Origin of the sequence: Myroides fluvii, assembly GCF_009792295.1 — a bacterium.
Classification (GTDB): domain Bacteria; phylum Bacteroidota; class Bacteroidia; order Flavobacteriales; family Flavobacteriaceae; genus Flavobacterium; species Flavobacterium fluvii_A.
Genome location: NZ_CP039934.1, coordinates 852,750 through 874,402 on the forward strand (window position 1 = coordinate 852,750; position 21,653 = coordinate 874,402).

A 21,653-nucleotide genomic window follows, 5' to 3' on the forward strand; every position below is an offset into this window, starting at 1 on the left:
AACTAAGTTTTACAATTTATTATTCTGATTTCAATTTAAGCACATAATCAGTCACTAACCAACGCTCGTGTTGCGTCAATTGGTTTTTATGCGCTCCCATTGAATTCAAACCATAAGTAATAACGTGGTAAATTCCTCCTTCAGTAAGTTCTCTATCATGATAGTTAGGAACCCCTAAGAATTTTTCTCTTTTCACCAAATTACCTTTTCCATCACCACTTGCACCGTGACAAACTGAGCAGTAAATTGCGTATAACGCTTTACCTTTCTCAAGATCTTTTTCATCTGCAGTTAAGGGTGATTTTAAATGTAGTCTCGCTTCCGCTAAACCTTCAGGAGTATCAGCGTACTCTTCTGGTTGAAATCCACGAGGCACAGATCCTTCTGCAGGAAGTTGTCCTTCCTTACCATTTGCAAAAACAGTTGTCGGCACTTCAGAGTATGTTTCATATGCAACAGATTCGTACATATTTGGCATAAACTGATAGTTAGGACGCTCTTTGTTAAAACAAGACGTAGTCAAAACAGCTACACCCGCTAAAGTTACTATTTTATATATCGATTTCATGCTACTATTACTTTTCAATTACTTTAACTTCAACTGCTCCTGTACCTTTGAAAAATTCAATAGCAGTATCTTCGTCTCCTTTTAAAGCAACCTCCATTAAGAAATGGTCATCAGTTGTTCTTACATCAGGGTTTTCAGCTGTTTTAAAAGGCCATAATTTACTTCTAAAGAAGAAAGTTAACACCATTAAGTGGGCAGAAAACAACACGGTCATCTCAAACATAATAGGCACAAAAGCTGGCATATTTTGGATAAAACTAAAACTAGGTTTTCCTCCGATGTCTTGTGGCCAATCGACAATCATGATAAAATACATCATGCTTGTACCAAATGCTAAACCTACTAAACCGTATAAGAATGCACAAATAGCTAATCTAGTTGGTTTTAATCCCATCGCCTTATCTAGTCCGTGAACTGGGAAAGGCGTGTATATCTCTTCAATGTGATGGTGAGCAGATCTTGTTTCTTTAACTGCATCTAACAACACATCATCATCATTGTATATTGCGTGAATAAACTTATTACTCATAACGAATTAGTGATTTAATGATTGATGACCTTCTTTACTATCTCTTTCTTTTTTGTAGTATTCACCTGATGATTTCAAAATTGTTTTCACCTCTGCTTGCGCAATTACAGGGAAACTTCTTGAATACAACAAGAATAACACGAAGAAGAAACCGATTGTTCCAATATAAATACCAGCATCAACAAATGTTGGTTGGAACATTGTCCAAGATGACGGTAAGTAATCTCTGTGTAACGAGGTAACGATAATTACGAAACGCTCGAACCACATCCCTACGTTTACCACAATTGAGATAATGAATGAAGCTAAAATATTAGTTCTAATTTTCTTCACCCACATTACTTGCGGAGAAATTACGTTACAAGTCATCATCAACCAATAAGACCACCAGTATGGACCAGAAGCACGGTTTAAGAAAGCGTATTGTTCATACTCTACTCCTGAATACCAAGCTACCCATAGCTCTGTGATATAAGCTACCCCAACCACAGATCCTGTAATCATTACGATGATGTTCATCAACTCAATATGTTGAACTGTAATATAATCTTCTAGGTTAGAAACTTTTCTCATGATGATCAACAACGTATTTACCATCGCGAATCCCGAGAAAATCGCACCCGCAACGAAGTACGGTGGTAAGATTGTTGTATGCCATCCTGGAATCACTGAAGTAGCAAAGTCAAAAGATACAATCGTGTGTACAGAAAGTACAAGTGGAGTAGCTAAACCAGCTAATACTAAGTGCACTTCCTCAAAACGTTGCCAATCTTTTGCTCTTCCAGACCAACCGAAAGATAAAATTGAATATACTCTTTTTGTAAATGGGGTGATAGCTCTATCACGTAACATAGCGAAGTCAGGTAATAAACCAGTCCACCAGAAAACTAATGATACTGATAAGTACGTAGAAATCGCGAATACGTCCCATAATAACGGCGAGTTAAAGTTTACCCATAACGAACCAAATTGGTTTGGAATAGGCAATACCCAGTACGCTAACCATGGGCGACCCATATGTATAATAGGGAATAAACCAGCCTGAACTACTGAGAAAATTGTCATGGCCTCAGCAGAACGGTTAATTGCCATTCTCCATTTTTGTCTAAATAATAATAATACAGCAGAAATTAATGTACCGGCGTGACCGATACCAACCCACCAAACGAAATTGGTAATATCCCAAGCCCATCCAACAGTTTTATTTAATCCCCAAGTACCTATACCTGTACCTACAGTGTAAGCCATACAGCCAACACCCCATAGGAAAGCTAACAAAGCTATAGCGAATACTCTCCACCATAATTTATTTGCTCGTCCTTCAACAGGTCTAGCCACATCCACAGTTATATCGTGGTAAGATTTCTTACCGATAACTAAAGGTTTTCTAATGGGTGCTTCGTAATGTGACGACATAATCCTTTATATGTTTCTTTAATTAATACTTCTTTTTAAACTAGATATTTCTAACCTTAACGTGATAGAATACATTTGGTTTTGTACCGATGTGCTCTAACAAGTGGTATGTTCTATCTGATTCAGCTAATTTAGTAATTTCTGATTCTTTTTCATTAACATCTCCAAATACCATAGCTCCACTTGAACAAGCAGCAGAACAAGCAGTTTCGAATTCGTTTGGACGAACCGCTCTACCTTCATTCTTCGCTTTCAAGATTGTTGCTTGCGTCATTTGAATACACAATGAACATTTCTCCATTACCCCTCTTGAACGAACTACTACGTCTGGGTTTAACACCATACGTCCTAAATCGTCATTCATGTGGAAATCGAACTCATCATTTTGAGCATATAAGAACCAGTTGAAACGTCTAACCTTATAAGGACAGTTGTTTGCACAGTATCTAGTTCCAACACAACGGTTATAAGCCATGTGGTTTTGACCTTGGCGTCCGTGTGACGTAGCCGCTACCGGACATACAGTCTCACAAGGTGCGTGATTACAGTGCTGACACATTACAGGTTGGAAAACTACTTGTGGGTTATCCGCAGGGTGCTCTAACTCCATATAAGCAGAACGAGCCTCTGAGAAACCTTTTGCTGTAACTTTCTTATCAACATCAGCAGCAAATGTATCTTCTGATGAATAGTATCTATCAATACGCAACCAGTGCATATCTCTACTTCTTCTAACCTCTGATTTACCAACAACTGGTACGTTGTTTTCAGCGTGACATGCAATAACACATGCTCCACATCCTGTACAAGCGTTTAAGTCGATCGATAAATTAAAGTGATGACCTACAGTACGGTCAAATGATTCCCAAATATCAATTGATGAAGCTCTTACTTCTTGGTGATCGTAAGAAACCATTGGGAAGATATTCCACTCCTCAACATCTTTTGTATTGAAAATTTCTAATGTAGTATCTTTCACGATATCACCTCTACTCATCAATGTGTTCTGTAACTGAACACAAGCAAACTCATGGTTTCCTGATGCTTTGGCTACAGTAACCGATTGTACATTTTCGAAGTTGTGATATAATGCATAAGCGTTAACTCCCACTTGCATATCTTCTTTCAAGCTTGCTTTTCTTCCGTAACCGAAAGCTAAACCAACAGTTCCAGCCGCTTGACCAGGTTGAATTAATGCAGGTACATTTTCTAAAGTAACACCATTTGCTGTAAGCGTAACATAGCTTCCGTCCAACCCACCGTTAGCTACGTGGAAGTTTACGATTCCAAAAGTTTCAGCATCAGCGCGCGAGATTGTTAAGTAGTTATCCCATGAAACACGCGTGATTGGATCTGGAAACTCTTGTAACCAAGGGTTATTTGCTTGTTGTCCATCTCCCATACCTGTTTTAGTATACAACACCAACTCAAGTCCTTCCCCTTTTTTCGCTTTGCTTAACGCAGCAGCAGCAGAAGAGAAATCAGCAGTAGCTGCTACTTTTGTATTTTCACCCGCAACAGCAAAACCATCGTGAACCAATTGATTCCAAGTTAACCCAGAAACATAAGAAACACTCGTTGTTTTAACATAGTCATAATACGCCGTATTATTTCCATTCCACAACAATAAAGCCTCTTGGAACTGTCTTGTATCAAATAAAGGTCTGATTGTCGGTTGCGTAACTGAATAGTGACCTTTTTTAATCATCACATCACCCCAAGCCTCTAAGTAGTGAGGAGCAGCAGCTGCGATTGTAGTCTCTAAAGCAGTTTCATCTTCTTTCATTGAGAAACTAACTGAAGTTTTCACTTTCTTCAATCCCTCAACAAAAGCAGCACTATTTGCTAAAGTATATACTGGATTAATTCCTGACATAATTAAAGTATGCACTTTACCTGCATTCATTTCTTTAATTAACTCAGTAACTTTTGCAGCATTACCTTGTCTTACATATTTTGTTTGTTCTGGCATGAATGCCTCTGATTGCAACGCTTCGTTAATTGCAAAAACAACTAATTGTGCATTAACATCATCTAAACCTGTAACAACAACTCCTTTTGAACCTGCTGCTTTTACTTGTTTAGCTGCTTTCGCGATTGCTTCGTCGTATACTGTACTAGCAGAAGAAACTGACCCTCCTACGATTGCGTTGTACAACTTCACTAATGCAGCCTTTTGATCCGCAACAGTTAATGGAAGACGAACATCTGCATTAGCTCCAGAAAGACTCATATTAGCTTCAATCTGAATATGCTTAGACATTACTCCATTTTTAGGAATACGTTTTTGAGCATAAGCTGAATCGTATCCTCCACCTTGCCAATCTCCTAAGATATCAGCACCAACAGAAACGATTACACTTGCCTTACCGAAATCGTAATCAGCTAATCCGCGTTTTCCGTATGCTTGTTCATAAGCATCTGCAGCAGCAGAAGATGAAACCGCATCGTATATTACGTGTTTAGCGTTTGGATTAGATTCGATAAACTCACCGATTAATTTATCAGTAGAAGGACTTGCCATTGTATTAGTCAATAACACAACACTACCTCCTGTTGCTTTAGCATCTTGTAAACTTGCTCTTACCTTAGCATCTACATCATCCCAAGAAGCATTTTTACCTTCGATTTTCGGCGCTCTTAATCGCAAGCTATCATACATCGAAAGCACTGATGCATGCACACGTGCATTGGCACCAGAATATGCATTTGCAAGTTTGTTATTATCAATTTTGATTGGACGACCCTCACGAGTCTTAACCAAAACATTCACAAAATCAAAACCATCTGCGATTGTAGTCGCGTAGTAGTCTGCAATTCCAGGGATAATCTCCTCTGGCTGAACCACGTAAGGAATTGATTTTATTACCGGTCCTTCACAAGCAGCTAATGTTGCTGCAGCTGTTGAAAAACCAACATATTTCAAAAAGTCTCGACGAGTTGTTGAAGAAGAAGACAATTTGTTTTTGTCCCCAAGAAATTCATCTGTAGGAATTTCCTCAACAAACTCATTGTTTCTTAGCGTCTCAACAATAGAACTATTATCATTCAGCTCTTCAACACTTTTCCAGTATTTTTTGTTTGATGCCATTGTATATAAATATTAGCTTCTTATTCTTAAATAATTCTTAATAGTGACATTTACCACACTCTAGTCCACCCATTTGAGCAACTGTCAATTTCTCTACTCCGTACTTGTTAGCAAGTTCGTCATGGATTTTAGCATAGTAAGCATTGTCTTTCAACTTAACATCAGTTGTTCTGTGACAGTCAATACACCATCCCATAGTTAATGGAGAATGTTGTCTCATGATTTCCATTTCTTCCACTGGTCCGTGACAAGTTTGACATTCTAAACCAGCAACATTCACGTGTTGTGAGTGATTATAGTAAACGAAATCAGGTAAATTATGAATACGAACCCATTTTACAGGCTTCTCTTTACCAGTATATTTTTGAGCAGCAGGATCCCATCCAACAGCATCATATAACTTTTGAATTTCAGCAGTATAAAACTCTGGTGTGTATTTTCCGTAATCTGTTCCAGCATCACCTGTAAACTCACTGATGTTTTTATGACAGTTCATACAAACATTTAATGAAGGAATACCTGAAGTTTTACTTGATCTTGCAGAGGAGTGACAATATTTACAATCAATACCGTTATCTCCTGCGTGAATTTTGTGTGAGAAGTGAATAGGCTGAACTGGCTCATACCCTTTATCTACTCCAATTTGCATCATATACCCGTAAGCGAAATACGATCCAATTAAAACAAATATAATTGTAGAGCAAATTACTAAGAATTGGTTTTTCACAAACGCTTTCCACATTGGAACTGTTTGGCGAACTTCTTCTGTTAAACCATTAGCTTCAACAACTTTATTCAATACTTTTTTAACAAGGAAAAGCATCGTTACCAATAATAACAACACCACTACTAATGCCCCTAATACAATCATATTAGAAACCGCATCTCCACCACCTTGTCCCTGAGCACCATCTGTACTTGCAGTAGCAGCTGGAGTCTCAGCTTTTGGTTCAGACACATACGCCAAAATATCATCAATATTTTGGTCAGATAAACCTGGGAAGTCGTTCATCACAACTTTGTTCCACTCGTCGAACAGTTTTACCGCACGAGCATCACCAGATTTAATCAAAGATGAACTACTTTTAATCCACTTGTGTAGCCATTCTACATCCCCGTCGTGACGTTCAACAACTCCACGCAATGCAGGTCCTGTTGAAGCCCCGTCCATCTTATGACATGCCGCACAGTTAGAATTAAACAATTCCTTACCCTTTGCTACATCCTGAGCAAATGAAATTGTAGAAAACGATAGCATTAATGCTAAACAAAAGAATAAAATCTTTGAAAACGAATTATGGTTACCCACTTTTTTCATAGTTATAAATTGATTTTCAACTAAACTTGGTCTTTCTAATAACAGCAATAATCAACTATTATTCAATACACCTTATTTACAAACTCCGACAAAAATACAATTTATGCATAACTCTTAAAACCTTTAACGACCTTAATCTTTAATTTATACGCGTTCTAAATAAAGGGCTCTCGCGCAATTTTCAAGAATAATTGTAAATTTGCTTCAAATACATTTCATTATGAGAATTTTAAGAATGTTTCCGGTCCTTTTTTGCTTGTTTTTTATGCATCTAATAAGTTTTGCTCAAGAGCGAAACAACGCAATTCAAGAGCCTTTAGCGATAAAAAAACTAGTAGAAGCGAAAAGAAACACAACAACGCCAGGGCTAAACACAGATAAATACAATATTCAAGTTTTTTATGGAAAAAACAATGAAGCTAAAGCTGCACTAGCACGTGTCAAACGTCTATACCCAGATTTAGAAGCAACCTTAGTTTACTCCAATCCTTCATACAAAGTTTTGGCAGGAAATTTCAAAACGCGTTTAGAAGCAGAGCGATACCTGCAAACCCTTAAAAAAGATTTTGACAACTCTTTACTCCTTCGACCAGGAAAATAAAATAAAAAATCCCGTTGCACTTTTGTACAACGGGATTTTCTTTATTTCATTTCCTCGAAAAATTATCCAACAATGTTTATAATTTTCCCCGGTACTACAATTAACTTTTTGGGCTCACGTCCTTGTAATTGCGCCTGAGTTCTTTCGTCAGCTAAAATAATTTGCTCAATTTCTTCCACACTCAAATCTAAAGCTAATTCAATTTTGAAACGCATTTTCCCGTTAAAAGAAACCGGATATTCCTTTGCTTCTTCTACAAGATATTCAGCTTTAAATTCTGGGAATTCCTGATCAGCAATTGTCTTACTATGTCCCAACATACTCCAAAGCTCTTCCGCTATATGTGGCGCATAAGGTGCTACTAAAATAGCTAAAGGCTCAAGGATTGCACGGTGGTGACATTTTTGCTGCCCTAACTCATTCACACAAATCATAAACTGAGAAACTGAAGTATTGAATGAAAATGCTTCGATATCTTCTTGTACTTTCTTAATCGTTTTATGAAGGGATTTGTACATTTCTTTTGTCGGCTCTTCCTCTACAACAACAACTGCCGTGTCATCTGCATACAATCTCCACAATTTTTTCAAGAATCCAAATACCCCCGAAATACCAGCCGTATTCCAAGGCTTTGCCTGCTCTAAAGGTCCTAGGAACATTTCGTATAAGCGCAATGTATCCGCACCATATTCTTGACAGATATCATCTGGATTAACCACATTATAATAAGACTTAGACATTTTTTCAACTTCATGCCCGACAATATATTTTCCGGCAGCATTGCAAACAAATTCAGCCGTTGCATAATCAGGTCTCCACGCCTTGAATTCCTCCATATCTAATTCAGATGAATTATTTACCAATCCTACATAAGCGTAAAGTTGTTGTACTTTCTCGTCTTTAATCATATCCTTAGATATAAAGGTATTGGTTCCTTCGATGCGATATACAAAAGCAGAAGTACCCAAAATCATCCCTTGATTGATTAATTTTGCAAAAGGCTCTTCTGTTGGCGCTACACCAATATCTTTTAAAAATTTATTCCAAAAGCGGCTATACAATAAGTGACCTGTTGCATGCTCGCTTCCTCCTATATATAAATCGACATTTTGCCAGTAGCTCAACGCTTCCTCTGAAGCAATAAACTCCTCATTTGTTGGATCCATATAACGCATCCAATACCAAGAAGACCCCGCCCAGCCAGGCATCGTATTTAACTCTAATGCGAAAATAGTTTGCTCGTTGATTAAATCATTCGCCACTACTTTATTATTCACCGTATCCCAAGCCCATGTTGCAGCATTTCCCAAAGGTGGTTGACCATCTTCCGTTGGCAAATACTTTTCAACTTCTGGCAACAAAATTGGCAAATGCGCTTTCTCAATCATTTTAGGTAAACCATTCACGTAATAAACCGGAAACGGCTCTCCCCAATAACGCTGACGAGAAAATACTGCATCGCGCAAGCGATAATTTGTTTTTCCTTTTCCTTGACCTAAAGCTTCGATTGCAGCAATTGCTTTAGCAGCAGCTTCTTTATAGGCTAATCCATTCAAGAAATCAGAATTTTCTAATACGAATCCTTCTTTTTCAGCAAAAGCTTCTTCGCTAATATCTTGATTAAAAATATTCTTTATTGCAATACCGAAGTGTTTGGCAAAAGCATAGTCACGTGAATCACCAGCAGGAACAGCCATTACAGCCCCTGTTCCATATCCAGCTAGTACGTAATCGCCAATCCAAATCTCAACAGGTTCTTTTGTAAATGGATGCTCAGCATAGGCTCCTGTAAAAACCCCTGAGATTTTTTTCACATCTGCCATACGATCGCGCTCGCTGCGTTTTGATGTAGCCTCAATATAAGCTTCTACTTCGCTTTTTTGCTGTGCAGTAGTAATTTTTCTAACCAAATCGTGTTCTGGCGCTAATGTCATAAAACTCACACCAAAAATCGTATCCGGACGCGTCGTAAATACTTCGATTGTATCAGTAGATTCTTTTAAATTAAAAATCACAGACGCTCCCACGGATTTTCCAATCCAATTGCGTTGACTTTCTTTTAAGCTCTCTGTCCAGTCGATCGTATTTAATCCTTCCAACAAACGCTCAGCATAAGCTGAAATACGCATACTCCATTGTTTCATCTTTTTGCGAACAACAGGATGTCCTCCACGCTCAGATAAACCATCTTTAATTTCGTCATTAGCCAATACTGTACCTAAAGCGGGACACCAGTTTACTTCTGTTTCCGCTAAATACGTTAAGCGATATTGCAACAAAATACGCTCCTTTTCTTCTGTTGAAAAAGAATTCCATGCAGCAGCAGTAAACAGTTCAATTGACTCATCACAAACCGCTTGTACACTTGCATTTCCCTCTTTTTCAAATAAAGCGATTAACGTGGTGATTGACTCCGCTTTATCAGACACCTTATTATACCAAGCATTGAACAACTGAATAAAAATCCATTGTGTATGCTTGTAGTAATCAGCATTTGATGTGCGAATTTCACGTGACCAATCAAAAGAAAATCCGATCTGATCTAATTGTTCTCGGTAACGAGCGATATTTACCTCCGTAGTAACAGCAGGGTGCTGACCTGTTTGTATAGCATATTGCTCAGCAGGTAATCCAAAACTGTCATACCCTTGCGGATGTAATACATTAAATCCTTTGTGTCGTTTATATCGTGCAAAAATATCAGAAGCAATATACCCCAGTGGATGTCCGACATGCAGTCCTGCTCCTGATGGATAAGGGAACATATCTAGCACATAATACTTCGGTTTATCGGATGTATTTGAGGTTTTAAAAGTTTCATTTTCTTTCCAAAACTTTTGCCATTTTGCTTCAATTTCGCTTGGATTGTATTTCATAGTATAAATATCAATTATTACACATGTTCTTTATCGATTCACTCGAAAAAAAACGCCTACTTGACGCAAAAATAAACTATATTTATAAGAAAGAGAAAACTTTAATTCACTTACTTACAACAAAACAACACAGAAGTAGTGTTTACTCTTTATTCATCAACAGATTTAGAACGTAATCCAAGGCATCGTTACTAGATACGCTAACAGTAGGCTGAACCCCTACTTGATCCAATCGCTTTCCATCAGCAGTGTAAAAATCTGCCGTAGGCAAGACTAATGTAAATCCTTCAGGCAAAGAAAATCGCTCACTATTCAACATAGCTCCTGCCGATTTTTCTCCCACAACTAAAGCACGTCTTTCTAACTGAAGCGCATATACCAGTGCTTCTGCCGTGCTGGCCGTTTTATCGTTAATCAACAAATACAAATCCCCCCTAAACCTAGCCTTAGCTGACGGTTCTGCCAACAAGACAATCCCCTCTTGTTGATGAATATTCGCCAATAACGTTGTAACATTTGGATCACTAAAAGACACAAAAGTGGATCGTTGTGCTGAAGTAGGCAATTGCGAATGCTGATCAAACCATTGACGAGTTAAAAAAACACCTCCGTCATACGAAGTGGTGGCAACGTGATTTACAAAAGTCAATCCAGCCTCAATAGAACCCCCTGAATTCCCCCTCAAATCGACAATCAAATGCGCAATATTGCGTTGCTCAATCAGGCGAAAAGCATCTTGCATTTCTACAGTTGAACCACCAAAACTGCGAATCGTCAACACCCCAATTCCCTTCCCCTTATCCTCAAAGTTCAGTTGCTTTTCACTGCGATTTACAGCTATATGCTCCATTGTCCCTCTCACTAAAGCAAAGTGGGAAAAAGGGAGTTTCTGCGCATAGTAATAAAACGCAAAAACAAGTTCTAGATCGTCATTCACTTCGGTGGAAATAGCTTTCATTTTACTTTTAAACGCTTGCCATGACTTACCTTCAATCAAACGACGATTATAAAGATAGCGCTCTGTATCTTCAAATACCTGCTCTAAAACATTTTGATAATCAGCTAAGGGTAAAACTTCGGCTAATGGATTCCCCGACAAAGTTGCTCGTACTGCTCCACTTTTAGTAGTCAAATCAACCTGTAACTTCCCTTCTACTAAGGTTCCCTTAAAATAGTAATTTCCCAAAGGAGAACGAAAGATTCCATCGAGCAACAAACCATTGTCTTCGCCCGTGATTTTTCCTTCCTCCACAACAATAAATCGCCCTTCTTTAAAAGAAGAGGTAAACGTACGCCCTAGAAAAGAAGTCCAACGACCTAAGACAATTTTATCCGCTCCTTTCCGCGTATGAGCACGGAAGGTATTTTTTTCTACTTCTATGGATAAAATCAAACGCACCTGCCCAATGTCAGGATGGATAAATTCGACTTTCCAATCACCGCGTAATGGATGCTCTCCCTCCTCTGCTTTCACTTGACAGCTAAAAAAGCTAAACACGCTTATCAATGCCGCAAATAACATTCTTTTCATGCGTTATGTATTTTAATTCAAACAGTAAAACTGCACATTAAACCAATAACAAACAGAAGTTTGGGACGAATAACAACAATTTGGGATGAACGACAAACTCCACGAATACAACAGCTAATAAAACACGTGGATAGAAGACTAAAAACTAATTATCTCGTGCTTTTAAAGCTTGAATGTACGTTCTTGAAACAGGAACTTCATGCTGAATCTCCTTCAAATACAGCTTGCCTCCTTGCGCATTTCCTTTTACGCTGAGAAGATAGTTCACATTGACTAAATAGGAACGGTGGCAATATTGTATCTCTTTTAACGACAATTGTTCTTTTAATTTCTTTAAAGGTAAGCGCATGAGTTGTCGCTTAATTTCTCCTCTTTCTAGGTAGTAAACCGTACAATAATTCCCCTCTGAATGAGCATATACAAAATCAGTTTCTTTCAATTGATACGTTTCCTGTAAAACTTCTGTTTTTATACTTACCACCGACTCTTCTTTGCTGGCCTCTTTTTCGCTTGTTTTGCGTTCAATCACAACAGCAACTCTATCTTGCTCCTCTCTAACCATCACATACTGAAGTAAACTGTGAATAGCGTAAATTGGCAAACCCATCAACAAGGTATAAAACAACATTTCCAACCAACCAAAAAAGGTAAGAGAATACGTATAGATAACACTACTATTATACCAATAGCTCAAGATCGAACAACTAAACAAAACGAAACTCGCTTGTTTCACTTCTCTTTTCCAATTCCAAGAATTATTGGATTGTGGAAATAACAAATCACTAAGTAAAAAACTTGAAAATCCAAAAAAGCCATAAGGCAATAAAAGCAGATATTTATTGATATGGACAAAGTTATAAGTTCCAAAGGGTTGAAAAACCGCAAGGAAAAAATAACACAATCCACCTAAAAACAAGGAAGAAAAAAGCGTATGCTTTATCGATTTACATTGTTCAAATAGTACCATTTCTCACAAAACAAACAAAGGTTTATCCAAAATAATCATCCGAATTCTTCACTAGATTATGCTGTTAGACATATTCATTGGCTCACCTTTTCATACAAATAGCAAAGGCATTTACTTGCATCCTTTTTCATTTTCTTTTCGTACTCAATTCCTGATTCATCTCCGATTTCCCTTCTATTATCATACAAATTACAAAGAAATAAACTATATTTATAACAATTAGAAAAGTTTACTCGTAATTGTGTTTTAAAAACACTTTTGTTTGTTAATTTTACAGCTTTAAAAATTGCATTATGGCGTCTACTTATGAAAAATACCAAAAGCGAAAATTAATTTCGTCTTATTTTTCTGTAATATTAAGTATTTTCTTGGTTCTCTCCTTGTTAGGAGCCTTGAGTTTATTTGTAATTAACTCCAAAAGAATATCGAATAATTTCCGAGAGAATATTCCAATGACTCTCTATTTTTCCGACAAAGCTACACAAAATGACTTTGATCAATTTACGAAGAAATTAGGGCAATCACCTTATATTAAAACGTATACGTTCATTTCTAAAGAAGAAGCAGCGGAAAGCCAGAAAGAGGATCTTGGAGAGAATTTTCTTGAATTTTTGGGATATAACCCCCTACAAAACTCGTATGATGTTTATGTAAAAGGTGATTACGTAGTGGGAGATAGTTTAGCAAAAATAGAGGAAACCTTTATGAAAACCCCTCACATTGCAGAAATATCATATAATAAGCAATTGGTTGATTTAGTTAACAGCAATATTGCACGCATCACCAATTGGGTATTAATCATTGCGGGTATTCTGACGATTGTATCGATGTTATTAATCAACAGTTCCTTGCGTTTATTGATCTTTTCTAGCCGTTTTACAATCAAAACCATGCAAATGGTTGGCGCAACCAAGCGCTTTATTCGCCGTCCTTTTATTTGGCACAGCATGCGTTTGGGCTTAATCGGATCAATCCTAGCGGTTATTGCTTTAGTTGCTCTAACCTTTTACCTAGATAAAAAATTCCCCGACCTCGAACTTGACCCTACAGTAAATTACATGCCTTTGGTTATCGTTGGATTGGGCATTATCTTAGCAGGTGTTATCATTACAACAATTAGCACATTTTTCGCTACTCAGCGATTCTTAAACCTCAAATCAGACGAACTTTATTAAATATGAAAAAAGAGAACAACCCTACTGGTTTTTTGTTTTCCAAACAAAACTACATTTGGCTACTCGCAAGTTTTGCGATTATCGCCTTGAGTTTTATCCTTATGGGTGGAGCTTCTAATGATGATCCTACACAATTTAATGAAGCCATCTATAGCTTCAGAAGAATTCACCTCGCACCAGCCGTATTTTTTATTGGTATTGGGGTAGCTATTTATTCTATTTTTAAAAAAGATAAAAAACAATCATAACAAACTATTTTTATGGATTTAATACAAGCCATCCTTCTAGCTATAGTAGAGGGACTTACTGAATATTTACCCGTTTCTTCTACTGCTCACATGATTTTTTTGAGTTCGTACTACGGAATTCAGGAAGATGATTTTGTAAAACTTTTTCAAACCGCCATTCAGTTCGGAGCTATTTTAGCTGTTGTTGCTCTTTATTGGCGTAAGTTTTTTGATTTCAGTCGTATTTCATTCTATAAAAAATTGATTTTTGCTGTTATTCCAGCACTAGTTTTAGGAAAATTACTAGACGAAAAAATTGATGCCGTTTTAGGAAAAACGATTTACATAGCCATCATGCTAATTGTGGGGGGGATTGTTTTAATTTTTATTGATAAATACTTTAAAAATCCAAAGACAACACGAGAAGAAGACATTACAGTCAAGCAAGCAGTAACCATTGGATTTTGGCAGTGCTTAGCGATGATGCCTGGAACAAGTCGTTCAGCCGCCTCGATTATTGGAGGAATGCAACAAGGGCTCTCTCGTCAAGTAGCCGCTGAATTCTCTTTCTTTTTAGCCGTTCCTACAATGGCTGCCGTAACCGTATATTCTATCGTATTTAAAAAATACGAATCGGGAAAAATGGGCTATGAATTACTTTTTGACAATGCCGACAACTTAAAATTATTCCTTTTAGGCAACGTATTAGCGTTTATCGTTTCTATTGTAGCGATCAAATTTTTCATCGGAATTATCAAAAAATACGGCTTTAAACCTTGGGGATACTATCGCATTATTGCAGGTGTTATCTTATTGATTTACTTCGGATACTTAAAAAACTAACTATGCAATTTTCAGCAGAAGCTTTTCAAGAAGGTCAAGTCTTATTGATTGACAAACCTTTACATTGGTCTTCTTTCCAAGCCGTGAACAAGATTAAATGGCTATTAAAAAAAGAGTATGGGCTTAAAAAAATCAAAGTAGGACACGCGGGAACGCTAGATCCTTTAGCAACGGGATTATTGTTGATTTGCACAGGAAAAGCCACAAAAACAATCACAGATTTACAAGGGCAAGAAAAAGAATATACCGGTACGTTTACTATCGGTGCCACGACCCCTTCCTATGACTTAGAAACGGAGGTTAATGAAACATTTCCGATTGATCATATCACCGAAGAAATGATTGAACAAACACGAATCAGCTTTTTAGGCACCACCGAACAGCGTCCTCCTATTTTCTCCGCTTTGAAAAAAGATGGGAAAAGGTTGTATGAGCACGCGAGAAAAGGAGAGGAAGTGGAAATTAGCACGCGCCCCATTACAATTTCCGCTTTTGAGTTGACGCGTATTGCACTACCCGAAATTGACTTTAGAGTTGCTTGTTCAAAGGGAACTTACATTCGTTCTTTAGCTTTTGATTACGGTCAGAAATTAAAGAGTGGAGGCCATTTAACGGCATTGCGCCGCACAAAAATTGGCGAATACGATGTAGTGAATGCATTGAGTATTGAAGAATTTGAAGAGCAAGTACTAAGCTCTAAACCACAATAAAAAAACAAGAGGCTACTCCTGCGGAGTAGCCTCTCTCATTTGATCGTATTAAAGCAATTATTCATTTAAAATTACCTCCTCAAGCTGAGACAGCTCTTCTGGTGTAAACATACGATACATTATTGTAAAGGTTTTTTGTTTGGGGATTTCTAACGAAAAACCCCCGGCGCCAAAACCATCAGTCACATCTAGTGTAAAATGGGCGTGTTTCCAATACTCGAATAAATCGCGATCGACCCAAAAATCAAAACCACACACTTCTCCTATCTTGACATCTCTGCGTCTTAAGTAATACCCTCCCTTCACAAAACACATGGGTTGTGTCCCTTCACAACAGCCTCCAGCCTGGTAGAACATCAAATCGCCATGTTCGGCTTGTAGTTCTTTAATCAGGGCTTTCGCTTTGTCTGTTACATCAATACGGCTAACTTTCGACATCTTGTACTGTATTTTTTAAAAGAATCCCATTTTATTCTTGTTGTATGAAATCAACATGTTTTTTGTTTGACGATAGTGTCCCAACATCATTTTGTGGTTTTCACGTCCAATCCCCGATTGTTTATATCCGCCAAATGGAGCACCTGCAGGATAATTGTGATAGTTGTTTACCCAAACACGTCCTGCTTTTATCGCTCTTGGAATTTGGTACAATTGATGGGCATCACGCGTCCATACTCCTGCTCCTAAACCATATAGTGTGTCATTCGCGATTTCAATCGCTTCTTTTTCATCTTTGAAGGTGGTCACAGCTAGTACTGGTCCGAAAATTTCCTCTTGGAAAATACGCATCTTGTTGTGTCCTTTAAACAAGGTGGGTTGAATGTAATATCCCGTTTCTAAATCCCCGCCTAAATGATTGACATCTCCTCCAACTAACAACTCTGCACCTTCTTCTATTCCTAGCTTTAGATACGCGCTAATCTTGTCGTATTGAACTTTTGAAGCTTGCGCCCCCATCATCGTTGTTGGGTCTAGCGGATTTCCAACTTTAATCGCTTTTACGCGCTCAATCACCCGTGCGATAAACTTATCATAAATACTCTCCTGAATCAACAAACGAGAAGGACATGTACAAATCTCTCCTTGATTAAAGGCAAATAATACCGCTCCTTCTATGGCCTTGTCTAGGTATTCGTCATCGTGATCCATAATAGATTCGAAGAACACATTGGGAGACTTCCCTCCTAATTCTAAGGTAACTGGAATGATATTTTCTGTGGCATACTGCATCACCAAACGACCTGTTGCTGTTGATCCGGTAAAAGCAGCTTTGCTAATTTTTGGATTTGTCACTAATTTTTGCCCCAATTGCGAACCAAAACCATTGACAATATTGATTACTCCAGCCGGAACTAGGTCTCCGATTAACTCCATCAATACCAGAATAGAAATCGGCGTACTTTCGGCGGGTTTTAAAACAACACAGTTTCCTGCGGCCAATGCCGGAGCCAATTTCCAAACAGCCATTAAAATCGGGAAATTCCAAGGAATAATTTGAGCCACAACACCAAGAGGTTCGTGTACAATCATCGAAACTGTATGCTCATCTAATTCAACTACAGAACCTTCTTCTGCGCGAATCACTCCTGCAAAATAGCGAAAATGATCAATAGCTAGTGGAATATCGGCATTCATTGTTTCGCGAATCGCCTTTCCGTTATCTATCGTTTCTACTTGTGCCAAATAAGCTAAATTCTCTTCCATGCGATCAGCAATGCGAAATAGAATATTACTGCGTTCCGCAGCGGAAGTCTTACTCCAAGTTTCAAATGCTTTATCCGCCGCATCAATTGCAAGAATCAAATCTTCTTCCGTTGAATGTGCTGCTTTAGTAAACGGTTTTCCGTTAATTGGCGTAATCGAGTCTAAATAATTTCCTTGTACAGGATCCACAAACTTGCCATTGATATAGTTTCCGTATTGCTCTTTAAACTTGGGAAATTGAATGTTATTGGACATAAATAATTCGTTTTTTATGGTTAATCCTCCTAATATACAATTAATTACAAATCAAGACAATGCCTATTAATGGATTATATAAAATTTAACACAACAAAAAAAATACCACTTGACACCTAATTTCAAAGGTTTTCCTTCTTTCATTGCGAATCTATAGGGATAGTTTTACTTTTGTTGAAACACGAAAGGCATATGAAAAAAATACTTGCGCTTATTGGTTTACTATGCACAATAAGCTACGCACAACAGACCCCGTTTAAAGAAGGCGATTTGATTTTTCAAGAGCTAAAATGTGGACCTTTGTGTGATGCGATTAACGAGGTAACGTATGGATATGAAGGACTAAACTTCAATCATATGGGAATGGTCATTGAGTATGAAGGTAGTTTGCAAGTTATCGAAGCCACTTGGCCCGCAGTATGCATCACGCCTTTGGATCAATTTCTAAATAAAACGCCAGAACCCATGTATTTAGGGCGCATTATCAAAAAGCACGAGAAATTAATTCCAAAAGCAAAGGAATTCGCCTTAAAACAAGTTGGAGTTCCGTATGACGATAATTACCTATATGCCAATGGCAAATACTATTGTTCTGAACTTATCTACGATGCATTTAAATCGGCCAATAAAAACAAAGAATTCTTTAAGATGTACCCCATGACTTACCGTTCAAAATATACCGGAGAGTTCTTTCCCGTGTGGGTACAATACTTCGAAAAATTAGACCAAGTCATTCCCGAAGGAGCATTAGGATGCAATCCCGCGGGAATTACTTGGTCCAAAAACATCACAATCTCAGGTCCTATCGTCCCTTAGTGCTTGTTTTAATTTTAAATATCAATGGAGGTCATCAGGGCGGCAACTTCTTGTTGTACTTGTTGACCTTTATTTTTTGTGTACCACTTGTTTAACAAGATAATGCCATCTTCGTCAAACTTTCCGTGTTCTGTTTTATAATCGTTGACTAACTGTACTGCATCAGCAGGACGAGGTCCCCAATGTCCAAGAACGGCAAGCGTTTCTTTATCGACAATCAACAACTTTGGAATTGCTCTACCACCATTCGTTAGGTATTGATCCATCAATTCCAAATTTTGGTCGCGAAACACAAGGCGCAATTCTACTTTTCCTGTAAGCTCAGCCATTTTGTTCAACATAGGTACCGATTGAGCTGCATCGCCACACCAACTTTCTGAAATCACCAACCAAATATACTCTTTGCCCAAATTTTCCATGACTAGAGCAACTTCAGGTTCAACACGCAAGGTTTTGTCCAAACGGTGTAAACGCGCTTCGTTTAATTCTGCATAAGGCAAATAGTCAGCAGACAAATTCAACTTATCAGGATTATGCTGCAAAGCGTCTGAAACATAGGCACGAAACGCCGCATAAGAAAAACTATTATTCAAATCTTTTATCTCGACTTTGTTCATTTTTGTTTAATTTTATTAGTTTGAATTCAAAGTTAATCTTTTAAACACGAATCTATCAATACTTTATTTATGAAAACCCCAAAAATAGGTTTGGCTCTATCTGGAGGAGGCTATAAAGGGATAGCGCATGCCGGTGTGCTATCGTTCTTAGTTGAGCAAGACATCAAACCTAAAATCCTTGCTGGAACAAGTGCTGGATCAATTGTATCCTGCTTGTATTCCGTCGGATTAACCCCTCGTGAAATATTGAATTTCTTTAAATCAGTTAATATTTTAAATTGGCATTTTTTCACCTTTAAAAAAGCGGGGTTGATTGATTCCAATGCATTTGAAAAATATCTATTTTCTATTTTTGAAAACAGAACCTTAGACGACCTTCCCATTCCCGTTTTAATTAACTCAACAGATATTGCCAAAGGAGAAGTTCACGTTTTTGCCCCTCACACGCGTGTGATTGATGCGATTTTGGCTTCTAGTGCTTTTCCTGCCATTTTTTCTCCTCATACCATCGATGAACAGCTGTATAGCGATGGCGGTATTCTCAATAATTTTGCAACGGATTTAATTCGAGAGGATTGTGATTTGCTGATTGGGAGTAATGTTTGTCCGATTGAGCAATTGGATAAGAAAAATCTAACTTCGCTGAGATCCGTTGCTATTAGAGCCTATGATTTAATGGCGGCGAATCACAACCGCACGCAATCAGCCTTGTGTGATTGGCTAATCGAATCACATCACATCACGCAATATTCTACTTTTGAACGAAATAAGCAGCGGATGGATGAAATTTTTGACTTGGGATATTTAGCGGCGGCACGATCCTTTAAAAATCATGAGGATAAATTCGCAAAAGCTGTTTTATAGTAGTTTATAATCTTTATATTTGCAAAACTTTAAAAATATCATATCCATGAAATACAAAAGAATTCTGCTAAAACTAAGTGGAGAGGCTTTAATGGGAGAGAATCAATATGGAATTGACCCTAAGAGATTGGCTGAGTACGCAGCTGAAGTAAAAAAAGTACACGATTTAGGTGTTGAAATAGCGATTGTTATTGGTGGTGGAAATATTTTTAGAGGAGTGGCAGGAGCAAGTGTAGGCATGGATCGCGTTCAAGGTGATTATATGGGGATGTTGGCAACCATCATCAACGGAATGGCTTTACAAGGCGCTTTAGAAGATGCAGGTATGCTTACTCGTTTGCAAACAGCCTTAAAAATTGAAGCAGTTGCTGAGCCTTACATCAAAAGAAGAGCTGTTCGTCACTTGGAAAAAGGTAGAATTGTAATTTTTGGTGCTGGAACAGGGAACCCTTATTTCACAACAGATACAGCCGCAGTACTAAGAGGAGTTGAAATCAATGCCGATGTTATTTTAAAAGGAACTCGTGTTGACGGTGTGTACAATGCTGACCCTGAAAAAGATCCGACAGCTGTTAAATTTGAGCAAATCACTTTTAGCGATGTATTGACAAAAGGATTAAATGTGATGGATACTACGGCATTTACATTGAGTAGAGAAAACGAATTGCCAATTGTGGTATTCGACATGAATAAAGAAAATAATTTACTAAAAGTTTGCCAAGGAGATGACTCCGTAGGAACTACTGTTTCCGTAAACATTAATTAATAATCGTTATGACAGAAGAAATAGATTTAATTATTGCGAGTGCAAAAGAGGCAATGGACGGTTCTATTGCTCACTTAGAAAAATCGTTATTAAATATTCGTGCTGGAAAAGCATCACCTCAAATGTTAGGTGGCGTTTTTGTAGACTACTACGGTTCTCAAACGCCTTTATCACAAGTAGCTAGTGTAAACGTTCCTGATGCGCGTACGTTAACAGTAACACCGTGGGAAAAAAGCATGTTACAACCTATCGAAAAAGCGATTATGATCGCTAATTTAGGGTTGAATCCAATGAACAATGGAGACAACATCATCATCAACATCCCAGCTTTAACTGAAGAAAGACGTAAAGATTTGGTAAAACAAGCAAAATCAGAAGCAGAAGAGGCAAAAATTGGTATCCGCAATGCGCGTAAAGACGCAAATAACGATATCAAAAAAGAAGAGAAAAACGGAGTATCTGAAGATGTTTGTAAAGATGCCGAAGAGCAAGTACAAAAAATCACAGACGCTTACGTAAAGAAAATTGAAGATATTTTAGTGAAAAAAGAAGAAGAAATTCTTAAAGTATAAGGAAAGCCCGCTCAATGCGGGCTTTTTTATTGACCTCCTTTTACTTGGTTCGCCTCGCGATAAATAAAGCAACACCTTTCCTTTGTTTAAAAGGTACATTTCAATCTTACTATTTGATTAATAAGCGTGTTGTTTGCACCAATATCTATAGTTTTTTTAGTACATTTGTTCGTATTTCAATTCAATGATTTGATCTACCAGGTAACA

20 protein-coding genes are annotated in these 21,653 nt (G+C 37.7%); 9 read left to right on the forward strand and 11 right to left on the reverse strand.

The window, feature by feature from the left end; genetic code table 11:
• Positions 1–19: 19 nt before the first annotated feature.
• The 5 genes from FBR08_RS03970 to FBR08_RS03990 are packed head-to-tail and all read right to left on the reverse strand — an operon-like array spanning position 20 to position 6,922.
• A complete protein-coding gene (locus FBR08_RS03970) occupies positions 20–568 on the reverse strand; it encodes a c-type cytochrome (RefSeq protein WP_158961517.1) in 549 nt (182 codons plus the stop codon).
• A 7-nt stretch (positions 569–575) separates the two neighbouring features.
• On the reverse strand, positions 576–1,097 hold the full coding sequence (locus FBR08_RS03975; protein ID WP_158961518.1) for a DUF3341 domain-containing protein: 522 nt from the start codon (positions 1,095–1,097) through the stop codon (positions 576–578).
• A gap of 6 nt (positions 1,098–1,103) precedes the next feature.
• Positions 1,104–2,513 carry an NrfD/PsrC family molybdoenzyme membrane anchor subunit gene (gene nrfD / locus FBR08_RS03980; protein ID WP_158961519.1) on the reverse strand — a complete coding sequence of 470 codons (1,410 nt, stop codon included), beginning with the start codon at positions 2,511–2,513 and terminating at the stop codon, positions 1,104–1,106.
• Between the two features lie 40 nt (positions 2,514–2,553).
• The gene (locus tag FBR08_RS03985) at positions 2,554–5,604 is read right to left on the reverse strand and encodes a TAT-variant-translocated molybdopterin oxidoreductase (protein ID WP_158961520.1); all 3,051 of its coding nucleotides are present in this window, start codon (positions 5,602–5,604) and stop codon (positions 2,554–2,556) included.
• Positions 5,605–5,641: 37 nt separating this feature from the next.
• Positions 5,642–6,922: a c-type cytochrome gene (locus tag FBR08_RS03990; protein ID WP_158961521.1), complete on the reverse strand. Its 1,281-nt coding sequence runs from the start codon at positions 6,920–6,922 to the stop codon at positions 5,642–5,644.
• Between the two features lie 265 nt (positions 6,923–7,187).
• Here FBR08_RS03990 and FBR08_RS03995 point away from each other — a divergent pair, with 265 nt between their 5' ends.
• Positions 7,188–7,523 carry an SPOR domain-containing protein gene (locus FBR08_RS03995; protein WP_233266231.1) on the forward strand — a complete coding sequence of 112 codons (336 nt, stop codon included), beginning with the start codon at positions 7,188–7,190 and terminating at the stop codon, positions 7,521–7,523.
• A gap of 62 nt (positions 7,524–7,585) precedes the next feature.
• On the opposite strand, the gene leuS is transcribed toward FBR08_RS03995, so the two are convergent.
• From leuS to FBR08_RS04010, 3 genes are all read right to left on the reverse strand, one after another.
• Positions 7,586–10,399: a leucine--tRNA ligase gene (gene leuS, locus FBR08_RS04000; RefSeq protein WP_158961523.1), complete on the reverse strand. Its 2,814-nt coding sequence runs from the start codon at positions 10,397–10,399 to the stop codon at positions 7,586–7,588.
• Positions 10,400–10,541: 142 nt separating this feature from the next.
• Positions 10,542–11,930 (reverse strand): S41 family peptidase, encoded by a 1,389-nt coding sequence (locus FBR08_RS04005; RefSeq protein ID WP_158961524.1) that lies wholly within the window; start codon positions 11,928–11,930, stop codon positions 10,542–10,544.
• A gap of 145 nt (positions 11,931–12,075) precedes the next feature.
• Positions 12,076–12,897, reverse strand: coding sequence for a LytR/AlgR family response regulator transcription factor (locus tag FBR08_RS04010; protein ID WP_158961525.1), 822 nt, complete (start codon positions 12,895–12,897; stop codon positions 12,076–12,078).
• A gap of 293 nt (positions 12,898–13,190) precedes the next feature.
• On the opposite strand from FBR08_RS04010, the gene FBR08_RS04015 reads away from it, so the two are divergent.
• The 4 genes from FBR08_RS04015 to truB are packed head-to-tail and all read left to right on the forward strand — an operon-like array spanning position 13,191 to position 15,852.
• Positions 13,191–14,072, forward strand: a complete 882-nt coding sequence (locus FBR08_RS04015) for a cell division protein FtsX (protein ID WP_158961526.1) — start codon at positions 13,191–13,193, stop codon at positions 14,070–14,072.
• A gap of 2 nt (positions 14,073–14,074) precedes the next feature.
• On the forward strand, positions 14,075–14,320 hold the full coding sequence (locus FBR08_RS04020) for a DUF3098 domain-containing protein (protein WP_158961527.1): 246 nt from the start codon (positions 14,075–14,077) through the stop codon (positions 14,318–14,320).
• 12 nt (positions 14,321–14,332) lie between these two features.
• Positions 14,333–15,142, forward strand: coding sequence for an undecaprenyl-diphosphate phosphatase (locus FBR08_RS04025; RefSeq protein WP_158961528.1), 810 nt, complete (start codon positions 14,333–14,335; stop codon positions 15,140–15,142).
• A gap of 2 nt (positions 15,143–15,144) precedes the next feature.
• Positions 15,145–15,852: a tRNA pseudouridine(55) synthase TruB gene (gene truB / locus FBR08_RS04030; RefSeq protein ID WP_158961529.1), complete on the forward strand. Its 708-nt coding sequence runs from the start codon at positions 15,145–15,147 to the stop codon at positions 15,850–15,852.
• Positions 15,853–15,909: 57 nt separating this feature from the next.
• Here the strand turns inward: truB and FBR08_RS04035 are convergent, their stop codons facing one another.
• A complete protein-coding gene (locus FBR08_RS04035) occupies positions 15,910–16,290 on the reverse strand; it encodes a DUF779 domain-containing protein (RefSeq protein WP_158961530.1) in 381 nt (126 codons plus the stop codon).
• 15 nt (positions 16,291–16,305) lie between these two features.
• A complete protein-coding gene (locus FBR08_RS04040) occupies positions 16,306–17,811 on the reverse strand; it encodes an aldehyde dehydrogenase family protein (RefSeq protein ID WP_158961531.1) in 1,506 nt (501 codons plus the stop codon).
• A 192-nt stretch (positions 17,812–18,003) separates the two neighbouring features.
• On the opposite strand from FBR08_RS04040, the gene FBR08_RS04045 reads away from it, so the two are divergent.
• Positions 18,004–18,627, forward strand: coding sequence for a YiiX/YebB-like N1pC/P60 family cysteine hydrolase (locus tag FBR08_RS04045; RefSeq protein WP_158961532.1), 624 nt, complete (start codon positions 18,004–18,006; stop codon positions 18,625–18,627).
• A gap of 14 nt (positions 18,628–18,641) precedes the next feature.
• Here FBR08_RS04045 and FBR08_RS04050 read toward each other — a convergent pair whose 3' ends face one another.
• On the reverse strand, positions 18,642–19,244 hold the full coding sequence (locus tag FBR08_RS04050; RefSeq protein ID WP_158961533.1) for a thioredoxin family protein: 603 nt from the start codon (positions 19,242–19,244) through the stop codon (positions 18,642–18,644).
• 69 nt (positions 19,245–19,313) lie between these two features.
• Between FBR08_RS04050 and FBR08_RS04055 the strand changes: the two genes are divergently transcribed.
• The 3 genes from FBR08_RS04055 to frr are packed head-to-tail and all read left to right on the forward strand — an operon-like array spanning position 19,314 to position 21,446.
• Positions 19,314–20,108: a patatin-like phospholipase family protein gene (locus FBR08_RS04055; protein ID WP_158961534.1), complete on the forward strand. Its 795-nt coding sequence runs from the start codon at positions 19,314–19,316 to the stop codon at positions 20,106–20,108.
• A gap of 46 nt (positions 20,109–20,154) precedes the next feature.
• Positions 20,155–20,874 carry a UMP kinase gene (gene pyrH, locus FBR08_RS04060; RefSeq protein ID WP_002989830.1) on the forward strand — a complete coding sequence of 240 codons (720 nt, stop codon included), beginning with the start codon at positions 20,155–20,157 and terminating at the stop codon, positions 20,872–20,874.
• Between the two features lie 8 nt (positions 20,875–20,882).
• The gene (gene frr, locus FBR08_RS04065) at positions 20,883–21,446 is read left to right on the forward strand and encodes a ribosome recycling factor (protein ID WP_158961535.1); all 564 of its coding nucleotides are present in this window, start codon (positions 20,883–20,885) and stop codon (positions 21,444–21,446) included.
• Positions 21,447–21,653: the final 207 nt, after the last annotated feature.

What these genes read in the sequence shown, in the direction of transcription:
- FBR08_RS03970 (WP_158961517.1), bottom strand. Translation starts at nt 568, where the DNA reads ATGAAATCGATATATAAAATAGTAACTTTAGCGGGTGTAGCTGTTTTG.
- FBR08_RS03975 (WP_158961518.1), bottom strand. Translation starts at nt 1,097, where the DNA reads ATGAGTAATAAGTTTATTCACGCAATATACAATGATGATGATGTGTTG.
- nrfD (WP_158961519.1), bottom strand. Translation starts at nt 2,513, where the DNA reads ATGTCGTCACATTACGAAGCACCCATTAGAAAACCTTTAGTTATCGGT.
- FBR08_RS03985 (WP_158961520.1), bottom strand. Translation starts at nt 5,604, where the DNA reads ATGGCATCAAACAAAAAATACTGGAAAAGTGTTGAAGAGCTGAATGAT.
- FBR08_RS03990 (WP_158961521.1), bottom strand. Translation starts at nt 6,922, where the DNA reads ATGAAAAAAGTGGGTAACCATAATTCGTTTTCAAAGATTTTATTCTTT.
- FBR08_RS03995 (WP_233266231.1), top strand. Translation starts at nt 7,188, where the DNA reads ATGCATCTAATAAGTTTTGCTCAAGAGCGAAACAACGCAATTCAAGAG.
- leuS (WP_158961523.1), bottom strand. Translation starts at nt 10,399, where the DNA reads ATGAAATACAATCCAAGCGAAATTGAAGCAAAATGGCAAAAGTTTTGG.
- FBR08_RS04005 (WP_158961524.1), bottom strand. Translation starts at nt 11,930, where the DNA reads ATGAAAAGAATGTTATTTGCGGCATTGATAAGCGTGTTTAGCTTTTTT.
- FBR08_RS04010 (WP_158961525.1), bottom strand. Translation starts at nt 12,897, where the DNA reads ATGGTACTATTTGAACAATGTAAATCGATAAAGCATACGCTTTTTTCT.
- FBR08_RS04015 (WP_158961526.1), top strand. Translation starts at nt 13,191, where the DNA reads ATGGCGTCTACTTATGAAAAATACCAAAAGCGAAAATTAATTTCGTCT.
- FBR08_RS04020 (WP_158961527.1), top strand. Translation starts at nt 14,075, where the DNA reads ATGAAAAAAGAGAACAACCCTACTGGTTTTTTGTTTTCCAAACAAAAC.
- FBR08_RS04025 (WP_158961528.1), top strand. Translation starts at nt 14,333, where the DNA reads ATGGATTTAATACAAGCCATCCTTCTAGCTATAGTAGAGGGACTTACT.
- truB (WP_158961529.1), top strand. Translation starts at nt 15,145, where the DNA reads ATGCAATTTTCAGCAGAAGCTTTTCAAGAAGGTCAAGTCTTATTGATT.
- FBR08_RS04035 (WP_158961530.1), bottom strand. Translation starts at nt 16,290, where the DNA reads ATGTCGAAAGTTAGCCGTATTGATGTAACAGACAAAGCGAAAGCCCTG.
- FBR08_RS04040 (WP_158961531.1), bottom strand. Translation starts at nt 17,811, where the DNA reads ATGTCCAATAACATTCAATTTCCCAAGTTTAAAGAGCAATACGGAAAC.
- FBR08_RS04045 (WP_158961532.1), top strand. Translation starts at nt 18,004, where the DNA reads ATGAAAAAAATACTTGCGCTTATTGGTTTACTATGCACAATAAGCTAC.
- FBR08_RS04050 (WP_158961533.1), bottom strand. Translation starts at nt 19,244, where the DNA reads ATGAACAAAGTCGAGATAAAAGATTTGAATAATAGTTTTTCTTATGCG.
- FBR08_RS04055 (WP_158961534.1), top strand. Translation starts at nt 19,314, where the DNA reads ATGAAAACCCCAAAAATAGGTTTGGCTCTATCTGGAGGAGGCTATAAA.
- pyrH (WP_002989830.1), top strand. Translation starts at nt 20,155, where the DNA reads ATGAAATACAAAAGAATTCTGCTAAAACTAAGTGGAGAGGCTTTAATG.
- frr (WP_158961535.1), top strand. Translation starts at nt 20,883, where the DNA reads ATGACAGAAGAAATAGATTTAATTATTGCGAGTGCAAAAGAGGCAATG.